This is a genomic window from Thermus igniterrae ATCC 700962 (genome assembly GCF_000376265.1).
Lineage (GTDB): Bacteria > Deinococcota > Deinococci > Deinococcales > Thermaceae > Thermus > Thermus igniterrae.
In genome coordinates, this window is the sequence record NZ_AQWU01000069.1 from 15,683 (window position 1) to 31,880 (window position 16,198).

Sequence of the window (16,198 nt, forward strand, 5' to 3'; positions counted from 1 at the left end):
GGTTGGCCATGCCCATGCTGGAAATCCTGGTATCCCGGAAGGCTCCCCTTACCCCAGAGGAACGGGAGGCCCTCCGCCAGGAGGCCGAGGCCATCTTCCAGGAGGTGCTGGGCACCCCTCCGGGGCGCCTGCGGGTCCTGGTGCTGGAGGAGGCCCCCCAGGGGGATGGGGTGGAGGAGGACTAACCTCCCAGATAGGCCTGGCGCACGCTGGGGTCCCGGAGGAGCGCCTCGGGGGTTCCTTCCCGCACCAGGTGCCCCTGTTCCAGGAGGTAGGCCCGCTGGGCCACCCCCAGGGCCAGGCCGGCGTTTTGCTCCACCAAGAGCACGCCCACCCCTTTGGCGGTGAAGGCGGGCAGGGTTTCCAGGATCTTCCGGGCCAGGATGGGGGCTAGGCCCAGGGTGGGCTCGTCCAGGAGAAGGTAACGGGGCCGCTGGGCCAGGGCCCTGGCCAGGGCCACCATGCGTTGTTCCCCCCCGCTCATGGAGCCCACCCGCTGGGGCATGCGCTTTTCCAGGTGGGGGAAGAGGGCTAGGATCTCCTCCCAGGGAGGATCACCCCCCCGGTAGCTGCCCAGGAGGAGGTTTTCCCGCAGGGAGAGGTTGCGGAACACGCCTCCCCGTTCAGGCACCAAGGCCAGGCCCCGGGCGGCCAAGGCCTCGGTTCTACCCTGCAGGATGAGGGGGGTCACCTCCTCTCCGTCCAGGAATACCTGGCCCCGGGCAGGGACCAGTCCCAGGAGGGCCTTGAGCAAGGAGCTCTTGCCTGCGCCATTGGCTCCCAGGACCGCCACCACCTCCCCGGGGGCCAGGAAGAGGTTCACCCCTTCCAGGGCCCGATGGGCGCCGTAGCTCACCCCCAGTTGGTGGATTTCAAGCATGCTCCACCCCCAGATAAACCTCCACCACTTTGGGATGCCGCAGGACCTCGGCTGGGGTGCCATGGGCGATGACCTCGCCGAAGGAGAGAACGTAGACCCGGTCGCAGAGGGCGCGGACAGCGGGCATCAGGTGCTCCACCACCACCAGGGTTATCCCCCGTCCCTTGAGGGCTTGAAGCAAGGCGATGGCCTCCTGCAGTTCTGAGGGGTTCAGGCCTGCCAGCCATTCGTCCAGGAGGAGGAGCTTGGGGGAGAGGGCTAGGGCGCGGGCCAGTTCCAAGCGTTTTTGGTCCAGGTAGGTCAGGGCCTGGGGGTGGTGGTGGGCCTTTTCCCTTAGGCCCAAGGCCTCGAGGAGGCCCCAGGTGGCCTCTTCGGCCCCCTTGACCCGGCGCAGGCTCAAGGGGAGGTAGACGTGCTGGTAGACCGTGAGGGAAGGGAATAGCCGCACCTGCTGGAAGGTGCGAGCCAGGCCCCTTTGGGCCAGGAACTCAGGGGGTTTGCCCGTGGTCTCCTGCCCCAGGAAGGAGATGTGGCCGCCATCGGGTCTGAGGGTGCCTGCTAGGAGACCCAAGGCGGTGGTCTTGCCCGAGCCGTTGGGGCCTATCAGGCCCACGGTCTCCCCGGGGCGGACCTCCAGGTGGAGCCCCGCCACGGCCACCAGGCCGCCGAAGGCCTTACGCAGGCCCCTTGCCTCCAGGAGTGGACCCGTTTCCGGGCCCACCTGGGGGAGGGGTGGGGGGGTGGCCTCGAGGCCTGGCTGGGGCAGGGTAGAGGAGGGGGGCCGTTCCCGGAACAGGCCCAGGAGGCCTCGAGGCAGGAAGTACACCAAGAGGATGAAGAATAGTCCAAGGAGGGCGGTGGCGTGGTGGGGGAAGGGCCCGCTCAGGAGGTCATAGACCAGGACCAGGGGAGGGGCCGCCAAAAAGGCGCCCGAGGGGTGCCGAAGCCCCCCTAGGAGGGCGGTGATGGCGGTGAGGAAGGAGAGGTTGGGGTTGAAGGCCAGGCCAGGGTCCACGTAGACCCAGCGGGGGGCGACCACGGCTCCTATGGCGCCCATGATCCCCGCGGTGGCGGCGAAGACCACCACCCTCAGGCCGAACACCCGGACCCCCGCGTGCCGGGCGGCGGTCTCGTCGTCCCCCAGGGCTAGGAGGGCCAGACCGAAACGGCTTTGCAGGAAGAGGTGGCCGAGCCCCAAGGTCAAAAAGGCCAGCAGGGCCAAGGCGTAGTACAGGTCCAGGGGGCTGGCCTCCACAAACACATAGCTTCCCACCGACCCCCCCAGGTTGCGCTGCGCCCAGGTCACCAGCTGCCGCACCAGCTCCGCCAGGCCGTAGGTGAAGACGGTGAAGTAGATGCCCTGGAGCCTCAGGGTGGCCAGACCCACCCCCAGGGCCAAGAAGGCGGCGAGGGCGAAGGCCAGAACGACCAATACCGGCCACGGGGCAAACTCGTGGAGGAGGGCCACCGTGTACACCCCGGTACCGAAAAAGGCCGAGGTGGCCAGGCTCAGGTGCCGCGCCGGTCCGGTGAAGGTGGCCCAGGCGGCGCCCAAGGCGGCGTAGAGGAGCACGGAAAGCCCTAGGGAGCGCAGATACTCCCCGCCCCACCAAGGGAGGGACAGGAAAAGGAGAAGGAAGCCCGCGAGGTAGACCTTCATTGCCGGGCCACCTCCCGGTTGCCCCTCAGGTACAAGACGGCCAGGACGAAAAGCCCGTACACCGCGGCCATGCTGAGCCCGGGGTTGACGAAGCGGGTCACCAGGGCCTCGGCCAAACCTAGGGCCACCCCTCCCAGAAGGGCCCCCGGGGCGCCGCCCAGGCCCCCCAGGATGACCACCACCAAGGCCTTGAGGGTAAGCTCGGGCCCCGAGGCGGGGGTAAGGGTGTGGAACATGCTGAGGAGAACCCCGGCCGCCGCTCCCACCCCTCCTCCAAGGGCGAAAGCCCAGGCGCTCAGCCGGACGGCAGGGATGCCCACCAATAGGGCTTCCTCAGGCTCCCGGCTCAGGGCCCGGGCCGCCATTCCCAGACGGGTGCGGGTGAGGACCAGATGGGCCAGGACCACCAGGGCCAGGGCCACACCAAAAGCTAAGAGTCGGTTGAGGGCCACAGCGGTGGTGCCCAGGGATACCCCCTGGCCCAGGTAGCTGTAGCTGAAAAGCCGCCCGCCCAGCTCGGCGGCCAAAAGCCCCTGGATGAGGAAGGAGAGGCCAAAGGTGAGGAGGATGAGGCGCCCCTCGTTTTCCCCATCCAGGGCCAGGGTGCGCCCCACCAAGGGCAGGAAGAGGAGGCGGTGCAGGAGGAGGTTGCCCAGGGCGAAAAGGGGCGGAAGGGCGACTAGGGCCACGAGGGGGCTTAGGGTAAGGCCCTGGTAGAGCAAGGCGGTGGCGATGCCCGCCAGGGCCACGGCCTCCCCGTAAGCCAGGTTGAGGATGCGGGCCACCCCGTACTGCAGGGCGAGGCCTAGGGCCAGGAGGCCATAAACCCCGCCCGCAATGGCCCCCGTGAGCAGGGCATCCAGCAGGGGCATGGGCTTCAACGGCTCCAGGAGGGCTTGGGTACCCTGGGGGCCACGGCCCCGGGACGCTCAGGCATCAGGGCCACGAACTCCCCTCCCTGCCACTGGCCGATCAGCCAGTTGCCCCGGAAGACGTTGCCCTCCAGCTGCAGGGGGCCCAGGAGGGTGTCAAAGGTCTCCTGGCGCAGCAGGCGAACGATCTGGAAGCGGTCCACCTTGCCAATCTTCTCTATGGCGGCGCGAAGCGCCTGCAAAGAGGCGTAGGTGACGGGGCTGGCCCAGCGGTCGGGTTCCTGGTTGGTCACCGCCCGGTGACGCTCCAGGTAGGTGCGCCAGGCCTGGTTGGGCACAACCCCACCCAGGCCCATGATGCCCTCGGCATTGGCCCCGTAGCGCTGGCGGAAGATGGGAAAGGCGGTGCCCACGCCCAGGAAGAAGACCGCGGGGTTGAACCCCACCACCGCCGCGGCTTCGGGGAGAGCCAGGGTCTCCGCGGGGTAGCTGAAGGCCACGAAGGCATCGGGGCTTCGTCCCTTCACCGCGTTGAGGAGGGACTGGAAGTCGCTGAAGCCCGCGGGGTAGCCCTGGAAGTAGACGAGCTCCAGGCCCTCCTTTTGCGCTGCCCGCCGGAAGGCCCCGGAGAGTTCTAGCCCGAACTCGTCATCGGTGTGGACCACCGCCACCCGGCGCCCCATCCGCCCCGCCGCGGCCAGGTTGCGCAGGAGGAGGGCCAGGGCCTCGGCGTACTGGGAGGGTAGGCCCAGAAAGGAAAAGTAGCTAGGCCAGCGGCGCACCAGTTCGGGCGTTTTCTCGCTGAGATTGGTGACGGCGATCTGGGGATAGCCATGGCGGGCGAAGACGGGGGCCACCGCCAGGTTCATGGCCGTGCCCCAGGGGGGGAGAACGAAGTCCACCCTGTCCTGGGTGATGAGGCGCTCTATGTTGCGGATGGTCTCTTCCGGGCTGGAGCGGTCGTCATACTCCACCACGGCGATGCGGGTGGGGCCCGTGGCCAGCTTGAGGCCGCCGGCGGCGTTTACCTCCTCCACCCAGAGGCGGTAGTTGGGCAAGGTGGTGATGCCCGCTCCCGTGGCGTAGGGGCCGGTTTTGGAGATGCTGTAGCCAATGCGCACCGTGCGAGCCTGGGCCCGGCCGGCCAACAGTAGGCTAGCGGCGGCGGCCATGCCTTGGACGAGCAGGGACCTACGGGTCTTCATGGCGTTTCCTCCCTAGAACGGGTACTGCAGGGGTTCCGTTTGCACGGTAATCCAACGGAGCTCGGTGAACTCTTGGATCCCGGCCCGTCCGCCGAAGCGGCCGTAACCGGAGGCCTTCACGCCACCAAAGGGCATTTGGGGTTCGTCGTGCACCGTGGGCCCGTTGATGTGGCAGATGCCCGACTGGACCCTTCGGGCCAGCCGCAGGCCCTTGGCGATGTCCTGGGTGAAGATGGCGGCGGAGAGGCCATATTCGGTATCGTTGGCCACGCGGACGGCCTCCTCCTCATCCCGTACCCGGACCACCGCCACCACCGGGCCGAAGGACTCCTCGTGGTAGATGCGCATCTTGGGGGTTACCTGGTCCAGGACCGTGGGCCAGAAGAAAGGGCCCTCCTTCTTGCCTCCCACCACCAGCCTGGCCCCCAGCATGAGGGCCTCCTCCACCAGCTCAGCTACCCGCTCCGCCGCCTTGGGGTCCACCAGGCATCCCAGGGCCACCTGCCCCTGCCGGGGATCGCCCACGGGGAGGTTGGCTGCCCGTTCTGCCAGCTTGGCCACCAAGGCCTCGGCCACCGCCTCTTCCACCACCACGCGCTCCGTGGACATGCAGATCTGGCCCTGGTTGGCGAAAGCCCCGAAGGCGATGGCCCTGGCGGCGGCCTCGAGGTCCGCGTCCTTGAGCACAATGGCTGGGGCCTTGCCCCCGAGTTCCAGCAACACCGGCTTGAGATGCCGGCCACAAAGCTCGGCGATGATGCGCCCGGTACGGGTGGAACCCGTGAAGTTGACGCGGCGCACCGCAGGGTGGGCGATGAGGGCCTCCACCACCCTGGGGGCCTCCTCGGGGGCGGTGGTGAGGAAGTTGACCACCCCGGCGGGGAGCCCGGCTTCCTCCAGGGCCTCCACGATGAGGGCGTGGGTGCGTGGGGAAAGCTCCGAGCCCTTGAAGACCACGGTGTTCCCGCAGGCCAAGGGGGTGGCGAGGGCCCGCACCCCCAGGATCACCGGGGCGTTCCAGGGGGCCAGGCTCAGGATCACCCCCACCGGCTGGCGCACGGCAAAGGCCAGGGTGCCGGGGCGGTCGGAGGGGATGACCTCCCCGGTGATCTGGGTGGTGAGGGCGGCGGCCTCCTTGAACATCCCCGCTGCCAGGTGGACGTTGAGGTGGGCCCAGCCAGGGGTGGCCCCCGTTTCCGCCACCATGGCCTCCACGAAGGCTTCGGTCCTGGCCTCGAGGGCCTCGGCTGCCTTCCACAGGAGGTCCCGGCGCACGCTTGGAGAGGTTTCCGACCAGGTGGTGAAGGCGGTTTGCGCTGCCTCCACTGCGGCCTGGGCGTCCTCGAGGCTGGCCGCAGCCGCTTCGGAAGCGGTCCCTTGCCCCAGGGGGCCGACCCGGGTGAAGGAGCGTCCCCCGGTAGCCTCGCGCCACTGGCCTGCGATGTAAAGCCGCACTCGGGCGGGTGCAGATACCATGTTTTCCTCCTCAGGGCCAGGGTAGAGCAGGCTGGCCGGGGGTAGCCAGGGGGGCGTTCTGCTATGGCGAAAGCCAGGTTCGGTTTAATCGGACAGGATTGTTGACAAAAAAGTTGACTATCTGCTACCCTCGGGGCAGGAGGGGGCATGGAAAAGGTCTTTCCCGAGGAATGCGCCCGTTGGCCCTACGGCGACCTGGCCCACCTGGCCCACCTGGAGCTCCTCACCCCCAAGCCCGAGGCCAGCCTCCACTTCTTCACCCAGGTCATGGGCCTGGAGGTGAGCGGCCAGGAGGGGGATTCGGTCTACCTCAGAGGCTGGGACGACTACGAGTTCCACACCCTGAAGCTCACCGCGGGCAAGCGCCCAGGGTTGGGCCACGTGGCCTTCCGCACCAAAAGCCCTCAGGCCCTGCTCCGGCGGGTGCGGGCCCTGGAGGCCTCGGGTCTCGGCGAGGGGTGGACGGAGGGAGACCTCGGCCACGGTCCCGCCTACCGCTTCCGTACCCCGGACGGGCACCTCATGGAGCTCTACTACGAGACCCGCTGGTACACCCCCACGGAGGCCACCCGGCCGGCTCTGAAGAACCAGGCCTCCCGCTTTCCCGGTAGGGGAGCCAACCTGCGGCGCCTGGACCACGTCAACCTCCTGGCCGCAGATGTGACGTCGGTGCGGGCCTTCATGGAGGAGGTTTTGGGAATGAAGGTGACCGAGCAGATCGTCTTCAGCGATGGGAGCGAGCAGGGGGCCTGGCTCACCTGCAACAACAAGACCTACGATGTGGCGGTCACCAAGGACCACCTGGGGGCCCGGGGCAGGCTCCACCACTTCACCTATGCCGTGGACACCCGGGAGGAGGTCTTGCGGGCGGCGGACATCTGCCTGGAGCACGGGGTCTTCATTGAGACCGGGCCCCACAAGCACGCCATCCAGCAGACCTTCTTCCTCTACGTGTACGAGCCCGGGGGGTGCCGGTTTGAAATCGCCTCCCCCGGGGCCAGGTTGCTCCTCGCTCCCGACTGGAAGCCCATCCGTTGGAACGAGGAGGAGCGCAAGAAGGGGCAGGCCTGGGGCCTGCAGACCGTTCCCACCTTCCACACCTACGGGGTGCCCCCGGTGGAGGCGGGCGAGGGATGAGGATGCCGGCGGTGGAAAAGCGCACGGAAGGGCAGAGCGCCTACCTGCGGTTGCGGGAGGCCATCTTGAAAGGGGAGCTCCTCCCCGGGCAACGCCTGGTGGAGAAAGAGCTTTCGGAACGCTACGGCCTGGGTCGGGCCGCCATCCGCACCGCCTTGGCCCGCTTGGAACAGGAGGGTTTGGTGGACAGCGAGCCCTACCGGGGGGCCTGGGTGCGGGCGATTGGGGAGGAAGAAGCCCTGGAGATCCTCGAGGCCCGCATGGCCCTGGAGTGCCTGGTGGCCCGCCACGCCGCCAGGAAGGCCACGGCGGCGGACGTAGAGCGGCTTCGGGGAATCCTTAGAGAGATGGAGCGCCGCCTGGCGGAAGGGGACCTCCTGGGGATGTCGGAGCTCAACAGGACCCTCCACCAGACCCTGGTGGACATCGCCGGCCACCGCACGGCCGCCCGCCTCATAGAGGCCCTCCGCGCCCAGGGGGTGCGCCACCAGTTCCGCACCATCCTGGTGCCGGGGCGGGCCCAGCAGTCCTTGGCGGAGCACCGCCGCATCGTGGAGGCGGTGGCTGCCCACGATGAGGCCGAGGCGGAGAGGGCCATGCGGGCCCACCTGGAGGGCGTCACCGCCGCCCTGCGCCAGACCCAAGGAGGGTTGCCGTGAGTCCCAGCCCGCGCGCCTGGGCCCTGGTGCAGGGAGGGTACGACCTCCACGTGCACGTGGCGCCCGACCTCCTCCCCCGCAAGACCGACGACCTGACCCTGGCCCGGCGGTTTCGCGAGCTGGGCCTCAAGGGCTTCCTCCTGAAGTCCCACTTCGTGCCCACCGGGGAGCGGGCGGCGGTGGTGCGCCAGGCTGTCCCCGGGGTGGAGGTCTTAGGGGGCGTGGTCCTGAACCACGCCGTGGGCGGTTTGAACCCCGTGGCCGTGGAGGTGGCGGCCCGCTCGGGGGTGCGTTTCGTGTGGTTGCCCACGGTGGATGCTGCCAACGAGGCCCGGGAGGTGGAGGAGCTTCCCCCCGAAAAGCGGCCCCAATGGGTCCGGTTGCAGGCGGCGTTTCGCGAGGCGGGGCTCCTCCCCCCGCCCCTAAGCGTTCTGGACCCCTCGGGCAGGCTGTTGCCGGAGGTGCGGGCCGTGCTCCGAGCCGTGGCCCGGCACGGGCTGGTTTTGGCCACCGGCCACCTTTCCCGGGAGGAGGTCCTCAGGGTGGTGGAAGGGGCCCTTGAGGAGGGGGTCCGTTGGGTGGTGGTCACCCATCCGGACTATCCCACCCAGAACCTGACCCTCTCCGAGCAGCGCCTCCTCGCCGGCTGGGGGGCCTACCTGGAGCGTTGCTTCGTCCCCTTTTTCACGGGGAAGGTCCCTTGGGAGCGGCTTTTCCAAGCCCTGCGGGAAACCCCACCGGAGCAGAACTTCCTCTCCACGGATCTGGGCCAGCCCTCCAACCCCCCGGTAGAGGAGGGCCTGGCCCTTTTCGCCGACCGCCTTCTGGAAGCCGGCTTCAGCGAGGCCGAGGTGCGCCACTGGGCGGTGACCGTCCCTACGCGCTTGGCCGAAGGGGGTGTGAGGTGAAGCGGCTACTGGTGGTGAGCGCCCACGCGGCGGACTTCGTGTGGCGGGCCGGGGGGGCGATTGCCCTCACCGTGGCCCAGGGGGGGAAAGCCCTGGTGGTGGCCCTGAGCTACGGGGAGCGGGGGGAGTCGGGGGAGCTTTGGAAGGAACCCGGCCAGACCCTGGAGCGGGTCAAGGCCATCCGGCACCAGGAGGCGAGCCGGGCGGCGGAGATTCTGGGGGCGGACTTCCTCCCCCTGGACTTGGGCGACTACCCCCTGCGGGTGGACGAGGGGGCCCAGGAACGCCTGGTGGAGGTCCTGGTGGACTTCGCCCCCGACGTCCTCATCACCCACACCCCCCGTGACCCCTTCAACCCCGACCACCCCGTGGCCTACGAGGTCACGGAACGTGCCCGGCAGCTGGCCACAGGGTCCGGGGTAGCCAGCGCCTTCAGGACGGTGCGCCCGCCGGAATTCCTCCTCTTTGAGCCCCACCAGCCCGAGCTGTGCGGCTTTATGCCCGACCTCTTCCTGGACATCACACCGGTTTGGGAGAAGAAGCTTGCCGCCATGCAGGTGTTTGCCTCCCAGGGGTATCTGCAGCGCTACTACGCCGAGCGGGCCGAGCATCGGGCCAACCATGCCCGGAGGATCTCGGGATGGCCGGATATCGCCCGGGCCGAGGCCTTTCAGCGGGTGTTGCCCCAGGTGGTGAGGAGCCTATGAGCCTGAGCCCTCAGGAGCTGGAGGAACTGGCCCGGTTGGGGGTGGCCACCGTGTACGAGGCTGGGGGGCGGGAGGGGCTTCTGGACCTGCCCCTAAAGCGGCTGGTGCCCGCTAGCCGGGTGGCAGGGCCCGCCCTGCCCGTGGGCTGTGTCCAGGGGGACAACCTTACCGTCCATGCGGCCATGGCCGCGGTACGCCCTGGGGAGGTTCTGGTCTTTACCATGCCGGAACCGGAACCCGTGGCTTTGGTGGGGGAGCTCCTCGCCATCCAGGCCAAGGCGCAGGGGGCGGCTGCCCTCCTGGTGGATGGGGCAGTGCGGGACGCGGAGGAGCTGGCGGCCTTGGGCCTGCCGGTATGGGCCCGATGGGTGAGCCCTCGAGGGGCCAGGAGGGAGGTTTTGGGCCAGATTGGGGCGCCGGTGCGGGTGGGAGGCGTGGAAATCCGCTTGGGAGATATCCTCGTCCTGGACGGCGACGGAGCGGTGGTGGTGCGCCGGGAAAGGGCCCGGGAGGTGTTGGCGGCGGCCCGGGCCCGGGCCGCCCGGGAGGCGGCCCTGCGGGAGCGTTTCGCCCAGGGGGAGCTCTCCGTGGACGTCTATGGCCTGAGGCCCAAGGTGGCGGAGGCCCTGGCCGAGGCGGCAAGGCGTCGGGAGGGATAGGATGGCCCTTCGTGTGGCCGTGTTGGGCCTTGGCGAGGCGGGGTCGGAGATTGCCCGGGACCTCTTGCGGGCAGGGGCCGTGGTGGTCGGGTATGACCCCGATGGGGAGAAGGACGTCCCCGGGGTGGTACGGGCCTGGGGGGAGGCCGAAGCCGCCAAGGGGGCGGACGTGGTCCTCAGCGTCAACTGGGCCCGGGTGGCCCTGGAGGTGGCCCAGCGGGTGGCCCCGGTCTTGGGACCGGGGCGGGTCTACGCCGACCTCAACACCGCAGGCCCGGGGCTCAAGCGGCGCCTGGCGGAGCTGTTGGCTCCCACGGGGGCCCTTTTCGCCGATGTGGCCCTCATGAGCCCGGTGCCGGGCAAGGGCATCCGCACCCCTTCCCTGGCTGCGGGTCCCGGGGCCTGGGCCTACGCCGAGGCCCTGGGTCCCTTGGGCGCCCAGGTGGAGGTGGTGGGGTCCGAGGCAGGGGGGGCAGCGGTGAGGAAGCTCCTCCGGAGCGTTTTTTTCAAGGGGATGGCCGCGGCGGTGATGGAGGCCCTGGCCGCGGCCAGGGCCTTGGGCCTCGAGGACGAACTCAAGGCCAACATCGCCAAAACCCTGGCCGAGGCAGATGCTTCCTTGGTGGAGCGCTTGGTGGCGGGCACCCTACGCCACGCCCAGCGGCGGCGGGAGGAGATGTTGGCGGCCGCCGAGCTCTTGGAAGCCATCGGAGTGGAGCCCCTCCTGACCCGGGCCACGGCGGCCCACCTGGCCCGGCTTGCGGAAAAGGGCTAGGGGAGCCTCCCCTTGCCACGGACCCCCACCTCCGGTTAGGCTTTGGCTTAACCGGAGGTGGAACGTGAGTCGCCTTCTTGGCCTTTGCCTTTTCCTGGCTCTGGGCTTGGCCCAGAAGCCCCAAGTGCTTATCGGCACGGGAGGTGTGGGTGGGGTCTACTTCTACTACGGCACGGCGGTGGCCGAAATCCTGAACAAAAGTGGGGCGGTTCAGGCCCAGGCCATGCAGTCGGGGGGGTCCATAGAGAACCTCCTCCTCCTTCGCGACCGGACCGACCCCGCCCGGGGTGTCTACTACTGCGGGACGGCCCTTCCCGATGCCGTGCTCATGGCCCATCAGGGGGAGGAGCGCTTCCAGGGCAAGCCCGCTCCCGTGCGCATCCTCTTCACCATGTACCCCAACTACTTCCACGTGGTCACCACGGAGGAGAGCGGCATCCGGGTGCTCCAGGACCTCAGGGGCAAGCGGGTCTCCACCGAGGTGGCCGGGGGCATCATTGAGTACGAGGCCCGGACCCTCATGGCCGCTGCCATACCGGGCTTTGACCCCCGGGTGCACTTCGCCAAGTGGGAGCGGCTCAGGGTGGCAGAAAGCGCCCAGATGCTCTCGGAGGGCAACCTGGACGCCTTCTTCTGGTCCGGGGGGTTGCCCACGGGGAGCATCCTGGAGCTGGCGGGAAGCCTGGCCCGCAAGGGCAAACGCCTATTCCTGGTCCCCCTGCCTCCCCAGAGCACCCCGGTGCAGGTGCTGCAACGCCGCTTCCCAGGGGTGGTGGACACCGGGGTCATCCCCAAGGGGGTCTACAACACCCGCTACGATACGCCCACCCTCACCTTCTGGAACGTGTTCGTCTGCCCGGCCAGCCTCCCCGAGGAGGTGGCCTACGCCATGGTAAAGGCGGTGTTTGAGAACGTGGCCACCCTGCACGCGGCGGTGGCCCCCGCCAGGGATACCACCCTGGAGAACGCCGTGCGCTCCCGGGGAGGTAAGGTGCCCTACCACGAGGGGGCGGTGCGCTACTTCCGGGAGCGGGGCGTCTGGCGTTAGCCCTTCTAGAAGGCCCTCACCTCCACCCCTGCCTCCTCCAGGGCCCGCCGCACCGCCCGGGCCACCTGGGGGGCGTTGGGGTTGTCCCCGTGGATGCAGAGAGTTTCCGCCCTCACCGCCACCTCGCCCCCATCCAGGGCCTCCACCCTGCCCTCCAGGACCATGCGCAAGGCCCTGCGCGCCGCCTCCTCGGGGTCGCTGATCCAGCTGCCCTCCAGGTGGCGGGGGGCCAGCTGGCCGTTTCCCAGGTAGGCCCGCTCGGGGAAGGCCTCCCGCACCACCCTGAGGCCCGCCTTTTGCGCCTCCTCCTCGTAGACGGTTCCCGGAAGCACCACCAGGGGCACCTCCGGGTCAAAGGTCCGCACCGCCTCGGCGATGGCCCGGGCCGTCTCCCGGTGGCGGCAGGCCTTGAGGTAGAGGGCCCCGTGGGGCTTCACGTGGTGCAGGGGGAGGCCCTCGGCCCTCAAGAAGGCGTGGAGGGCCCCTATTTGGTAGAGGACATCCGCGTAAACCTCCTCGGGGGAGAGGGCCATTTCCCGGCGCCCGAAGCCCACTAGGTCGGGGAAACCCGGGTGGGCCCCCACGGCCACCCCGTGGGCCTTGGCCAGGCGGACGGCCTCCCGCATGCGGCCGGGGCTTCCCCCGTGGAAGCCGCAGGCCAGGTTCACCGAGGTCACCAGGGGGAAGACCTCCCGGTCGTGGCCGTAGGTGAAGGCCCCGTAGGACTCGCCGGCATCCGCGTTCAGGTCAACGGTCATGCTTGGACCTCCTCGGCTATAGCCTAAGGCAGGCTTCCTGGCCTCCCCAAAGGAGGCGTAGCTCCCCTTCGGCCTCGGCCACAAAGCCCTTCTCGGTCCGCCTCAAGGGGACATCGTGCCCGGGAAAGAGGCGCTCAAAGGCCATGAGGCGCTTCCGGCTTGTCAGGGCGGAGGCGGGGTCCAGGCAGGGAGGGGCTGGAGGGCCTTCCAGGTCAAAGCGGCTCTTCACGGCATCGCTCACCAGCACCCCCACCCCCTCCACCAGGAGGCCCAGGAGGCCCGGGGTGTGCCCCGGCAGGTGGAGGAGGAAGAGGCCCGGGAGGAGCCTGCCCTCTTGGGCCAGATGGAGGCGGTGCTCCTTTAGGAGGGGAAGGAGGGTGTACAGGCAGGCGGGGTCCCGCAAGGGGTTCTTTTGCACCGCCTCCGCGTGGGCTAGCTCAGCGGGGTGGATCACCACCTCCGCCCAGGGGAAGAGGTCCAGGTTGGCGGCATGGTCAAAGTGGAGGTGGCTCACCACCACCAGCGCCACCTCCTCAGGGGAAACCCCCAGGGCCTTAAGGCGTGCGTAGAGGCCCTCCCGCTCCCCAAAGCCCAGGGTGTCGTAGAGAAGGGTACGCTCGCCCCGGACCAGGTAGGCGGCGGAAAGCCCCAGGTACCCCCGGTGGCTCCGGGCGGGGAAGCCGGTGTGGAGGGGGAGGACCTCCATTCATCCTCCCGTCATGGTGCGGGGGAGCCAGGTGGCCAGGCCTGGGAAGGCTACCAGGAGGGCCACCATGAGGAGGAGGACCCCCATGAAGGGCAGGGCGTAGCGGGCGATGCGGAAGAGGTCCTCCCCGGTGAGGGACTGGATCACGAAAAGGTTGAAGCCCACTGGGGGCGTGATCTGGGCCAGCTCCACCATGATCACCAGGTAGATGCCAAACCACAGGGGGTCCACCCCGATGGCCTTGACCACCGGCAGGATGACGCTGATGGTGAGGACCACGATGGAGATGCCGTCCAGGAACCAGCCCAGGACGATGTAGACCAGGCTGAGGAAGAAGATGAGGGCCAGGGGGGTGATGCCCGCCTCCACCGCCCAGCCCGCCAAGGCCCGAGGGATGCCGGTGAAGCCCATGGCCAGGGTGAGGACCCCGGCTCCCGCCAGGATGAGGCCAATCATGCTGGTGGTGCGCACCGCCCCCAGGAGGCTCTGCCACAGAAGCTCCCGGGAAAGCTCCCGGTTCAGGGCCGAAAGGAGAAGGGCCCCCGCCACCCCGATGGCCGCGGCCTCCGTGGGGGTGGCCACCCCCAGGTAGATGGAGCCCAACACCAGGACGATGAGGAAGAGAACGGGGAAGACCCCCAGAAGCCCCCTGAGGGCCTTGCCCAGGGGAATGGGGGGTTCCTGGGGTAGGCTCTGGCGGCGGAGGAAGGCCAGGAGGACCACCAGGGCCATGAAGAGGAGGGCCAGAAGGAGGCCCGGCACCACCCCGGCCATGAAGAGCCGGGCCACGGAGACCTCGGCCATCACCCCGTAGACGATCATGACGATGCTGGGGGGGATGAGGAAGCCCAGGGTGCCTGCCCCGGCCAGGGAGCCCAGGGCCAGGGGGCGCGGGTAGCCCCGGCGCAGAAGCTCGGGCAGGGTGAAGCGGCCCACGGTGGCCGTGGTGGCCGCGGAGGAGCCGATGACCGCGGCGAAGAGGGCGCTGGCCACCACGTTCACGTGGAGAAGTCCCCCGGGCAGGCGGGCGAGAAGGGGGGAGAGGCCGGCGAAAAGCCCCTGGGCCAGCCGGGAGCGGTAGAGAATCTCCCCCATCCACACAAAGAGGGGCAGGGCGGCCAGGCTCCAGCCCGAGGTGCTGGTCCAAAGCGCGGTGGCTAGGTTGGGCCCCGGGGGGGCGGAGGTGAAGAGGGTAAGCCCCACGAGGCCCACCAGCATGAGGGCTAGGCCCACGTAGACCCCTAGGCCCAGGAGGAGGAAAAGCAGGAGGACGAGAAAAAGCCCCACCTCCAGGAGGCTCACCTTTCCACCCCCTTCAGGGCCTTCAGCCAGGCCTCGAGGAGGGCCAGGGCGAAAAAGGAAAGCCCCAGGGCCAAAAAGCCCTGAGGGAGCCAGAGGGGTAGGGCGAGAAGCCCCGGGGCCAGGTCCCCGTAGCGGTAGCTTTCCCCCACCTTGAGCCAGGCCTGGAGGGTGGCGTAGAGGGCCCCCAAAAACCCCAGCCCCAGGGCCAGCCCCTCCACCCAGGGCCTGGACCTGGGGGAAAGCCGCTCCAGAAGAAGCCCCACGCGGATGTGTCCCCCGGCCCGCAGGGTGGGGGCGAGGCCGAGGAAGATGAGTCCAGCAGTGGCAAAGCCCGCCATCTCCAGGGCGGAGGGCACCACAAAGCCCAGGTAGCGCCCCAGGACCTGGGCCAGGATGACCAGGAGGATGAAGAGGCCCATGAGGGCCGCCAGGCCCTCCGCCAGGCGGAAGAGGCCCTCGAGGACCCGCCCGAGGAGGCTCATCGGCCCAGGTACTTCCGGTAGACCAGGGCCCCCGTGGCCCCCACCTTCCGCTGCCAGTCCAGGATCATGGTGTCCCCGGCCTTCTTAAGGTCCGCCATGAGCTGGGGCGTGGGCTTGACCACCTGCATGCCCCGCTGGGCCAGGGTCTGGAGGGCCACTTCCTCCCGCTCCTGGCTGAGCCGCCACCCCCGCTCCTCGGCCCGGCGCGCCGCCCTGAGGAGGGCCTCCCGGTCCTGGGCGGAGAGGCTTTCAAAGGCCCTGCGGCCGATCACCACCATGTTCTTGGGGATCCAGGCCTTGAGGTCGTGGAAGTAGCGGCTAAAGTCCCAGGCCTGGGTGTCCACCCCGGTGACGGGGGAGGTGATCATGGCCTCCACGATGCCCGTGGCGAAGGCCTGGGGGATGTCCGCGGCCTCCACCTGGACCGGGGCCATGCCCAACAGTTCCGCCAGGCGGGCGGTGGCGGGGTTGTAGGCGCGGAAGCGCATGCCCCGCAGGTCTTGGGCGCTGGCCACGGGCTTTTTGGTGTAAAGCCCCTGGGGCGGCCAGGGCACCGCGTAGAGGAAGACCACCCCCCGGCTTGCCAGCCACTTTTCCACCTCGGGCCGCTGGGCCTGGTAGAGCCTACGGGCCTCCTCGTAGCTGGTGGCCACAAAGGGGATGGAGTCCAGCTCAAAGAGGGGATTCTCGTTGGCTAGGAGGGACATGAGCACCTCCCCCAGCTGCACCTGGCCGTTGCGCACCGCGGGCAGGATCTGGGGGTGGGGGAAGAGGGAGCCCCCGGGGTGGACGGTGATCTTCAGCCGGCCCCCCGTGGCTTCCTCCACCTCCTTCACGAACTGCAGGATGTTCTGGGTGTGGAAGTTGGCCGGAGGGTAGGGGGTGGCCATGTTCCAGGCTTGCGCCTGGGCTACGGCCAGGAGAAATGCTGCCAAAGCCGTCCCGAGCTTGTGCATATTTATCT

Annotated in this window: 18 protein-coding genes; 8 read left to right on the forward strand and 10 right to left on the reverse strand. The window is 69.1% G+C overall.

Annotation, left to right across the window (positions count from 1 at the left end; all coding sequences use genetic code 11):
- Positions 1-8 precede the first annotated feature (8 nt).
- A complete protein-coding gene (locus tag B128_RS12885) occupies positions 9-185 on the forward strand; it encodes a tautomerase family protein (protein WP_018111982.1) in 177 nt (58 codons plus the stop codon).
- On the opposite strand, the gene B128_RS0109215 is transcribed toward B128_RS12885, so the two are convergent.
- The 5 genes from B128_RS0109215 to B128_RS0109235 are packed head-to-tail and all read right to left on the reverse strand — an operon-like array spanning position 182 to position 6,093.
- Positions 182-880 (reverse strand): ABC transporter ATP-binding protein, encoded by a 699-nt coding sequence (locus B128_RS0109215; RefSeq protein ID WP_018111983.1) that lies wholly within the window; start codon positions 878-880, stop codon positions 182-184. The two genes, B128_RS12885 and B128_RS0109215, sit on opposite strands and share 4 nt — an antisense overlap.
- A complete protein-coding gene (locus B128_RS0109220; protein WP_018111984.1) occupies positions 873-2,540 on the reverse strand; it encodes a branched-chain amino acid ABC transporter ATP-binding protein/permease in 1,668 nt (555 codons plus the stop codon). Before B128_RS0109220 ends, B128_RS0109215 begins: the two co-directional genes overlap by 8 nt.
- The gene (locus B128_RS0109225) at positions 2,537-3,412 is read right to left on the reverse strand and encodes a branched-chain amino acid ABC transporter permease (protein ID WP_018111985.1); all 876 of its coding nucleotides are present in this window, start codon (positions 3,410-3,412) and stop codon (positions 2,537-2,539) included. The genes B128_RS0109220 and B128_RS0109225 overlap by 4 nt, the downstream gene beginning before the upstream one ends.
- A 5-nt stretch (positions 3,413-3,417) precedes the next feature.
- Positions 3,418-4,617, reverse strand: a complete 1,200-nt coding sequence (locus B128_RS0109230; RefSeq protein ID WP_018111986.1) for an amino acid ABC transporter substrate-binding protein — start codon at positions 4,615-4,617, stop codon at positions 3,418-3,420.
- A gap of 12 nt (positions 4,618-4,629) precedes the next feature.
- Positions 4,630-6,093 carry an aldehyde dehydrogenase gene (locus tag B128_RS0109235; RefSeq protein WP_040683609.1) on the reverse strand — a complete coding sequence of 488 codons (1,464 nt, stop codon included), beginning with the start codon at positions 6,091-6,093 and terminating at the stop codon, positions 4,630-4,632.
- Positions 6,094-6,240: 147 nt separating this feature from the next.
- Between B128_RS0109235 and B128_RS0109240 the strand changes: the two genes are divergently transcribed.
- From B128_RS0109240 to B128_RS0109270, 7 genes are all read left to right on the forward strand, one after another.
- On the forward strand, positions 6,241-7,230 hold the full coding sequence (locus tag B128_RS0109240; protein WP_018111988.1) for a catechol 2,3-dioxygenase: 990 nt from the start codon (positions 6,241-6,243) through the stop codon (positions 7,228-7,230).
- Between the two features lie 2 nt (positions 7,231-7,232).
- A complete protein-coding gene (locus B128_RS0109245; RefSeq protein WP_018111989.1) occupies positions 7,233-7,889 on the forward strand; it encodes a GntR family transcriptional regulator in 657 nt (218 codons plus the stop codon).
- On the forward strand, positions 7,886-8,797 hold the full coding sequence (locus B128_RS0109250) for a DUF6282 family protein (protein ID WP_018111990.1): 912 nt from the start codon (positions 7,886-7,888) through the stop codon (positions 8,795-8,797). The genes B128_RS0109245 and B128_RS0109250 overlap by 4 nt, the downstream gene beginning before the upstream one ends.
- Positions 8,794-9,504 (forward strand): PIG-L deacetylase family protein, encoded by a 711-nt coding sequence (locus tag B128_RS0109255; protein WP_018111991.1) that lies wholly within the window; start codon positions 8,794-8,796, stop codon positions 9,502-9,504. Before B128_RS0109250 ends, B128_RS0109255 begins: the two co-directional genes overlap by 4 nt.
- Entirely contained in the window at positions 9,501-10,163 is a 663-nt protein-coding gene (locus tag B128_RS0109260; RefSeq protein WP_018111992.1) for a 4-carboxy-4-hydroxy-2-oxoadipate aldolase/oxaloacetate decarboxylase, read from the forward strand. Before B128_RS0109255 ends, B128_RS0109260 begins: the two co-directional genes overlap by 4 nt.
- Position 10,164: 1 nt before the next feature.
- The gene (locus B128_RS0109265; RefSeq protein ID WP_018111993.1) at positions 10,165-10,938 is read left to right on the forward strand and encodes an NAD(P)-dependent oxidoreductase; all 774 of its coding nucleotides are present in this window, start codon (positions 10,165-10,167) and stop codon (positions 10,936-10,938) included.
- Between the two features lie 64 nt (positions 10,939-11,002).
- The gene (locus B128_RS0109270; RefSeq protein WP_018111994.1) at positions 11,003-11,986 is read left to right on the forward strand and encodes a TAXI family TRAP transporter solute-binding subunit; all 984 of its coding nucleotides are present in this window, start codon (positions 11,003-11,005) and stop codon (positions 11,984-11,986) included.
- A 5-nt stretch (positions 11,987-11,991) separates the two neighbouring features.
- Here B128_RS0109270 and B128_RS0109275 read toward each other — a convergent pair whose 3' ends face one another.
- The 5 genes from B128_RS0109275 to B128_RS0109295 are packed head-to-tail and all read right to left on the reverse strand — an operon-like array spanning position 11,992 to position 16,190.
- Positions 11,992-12,744 carry a LamB/YcsF family protein gene (locus tag B128_RS0109275; protein WP_018111995.1) on the reverse strand — a complete coding sequence of 251 codons (753 nt, stop codon included), beginning with the start codon at positions 12,742-12,744 and terminating at the stop codon, positions 11,992-11,994.
- A gap of 16 nt (positions 12,745-12,760) precedes the next feature.
- The gene (locus tag B128_RS0109280) at positions 12,761-13,450 is read right to left on the reverse strand and encodes an MBL fold metallo-hydrolase (protein WP_018111996.1); all 690 of its coding nucleotides are present in this window, start codon (positions 13,448-13,450) and stop codon (positions 12,761-12,763) included.
- Positions 13,451-14,752: a TRAP transporter large permease gene (locus B128_RS0109285; RefSeq protein WP_018111997.1), complete on the reverse strand. Its 1,302-nt coding sequence runs from the start codon at positions 14,750-14,752 to the stop codon at positions 13,451-13,453. It abuts the gene before it with no gap.
- Positions 14,749-15,234 carry a TRAP transporter small permease gene (locus B128_RS0109290; RefSeq protein ID WP_018111998.1) on the reverse strand — a complete coding sequence of 162 codons (486 nt, stop codon included), beginning with the start codon at positions 15,232-15,234 and terminating at the stop codon, positions 14,749-14,751. Before B128_RS0109290 ends, B128_RS0109285 begins: the two co-directional genes overlap by 4 nt.
- The gene (locus tag B128_RS0109295) at positions 15,231-16,190 is read right to left on the reverse strand and encodes a TRAP transporter substrate-binding protein (protein ID WP_018111999.1); all 960 of its coding nucleotides are present in this window, start codon (positions 16,188-16,190) and stop codon (positions 15,231-15,233) included. Before B128_RS0109295 ends, B128_RS0109290 begins: the two co-directional genes overlap by 4 nt.
- Between the last annotated feature and the right edge of the window lie 8 nt (positions 16,191-16,198).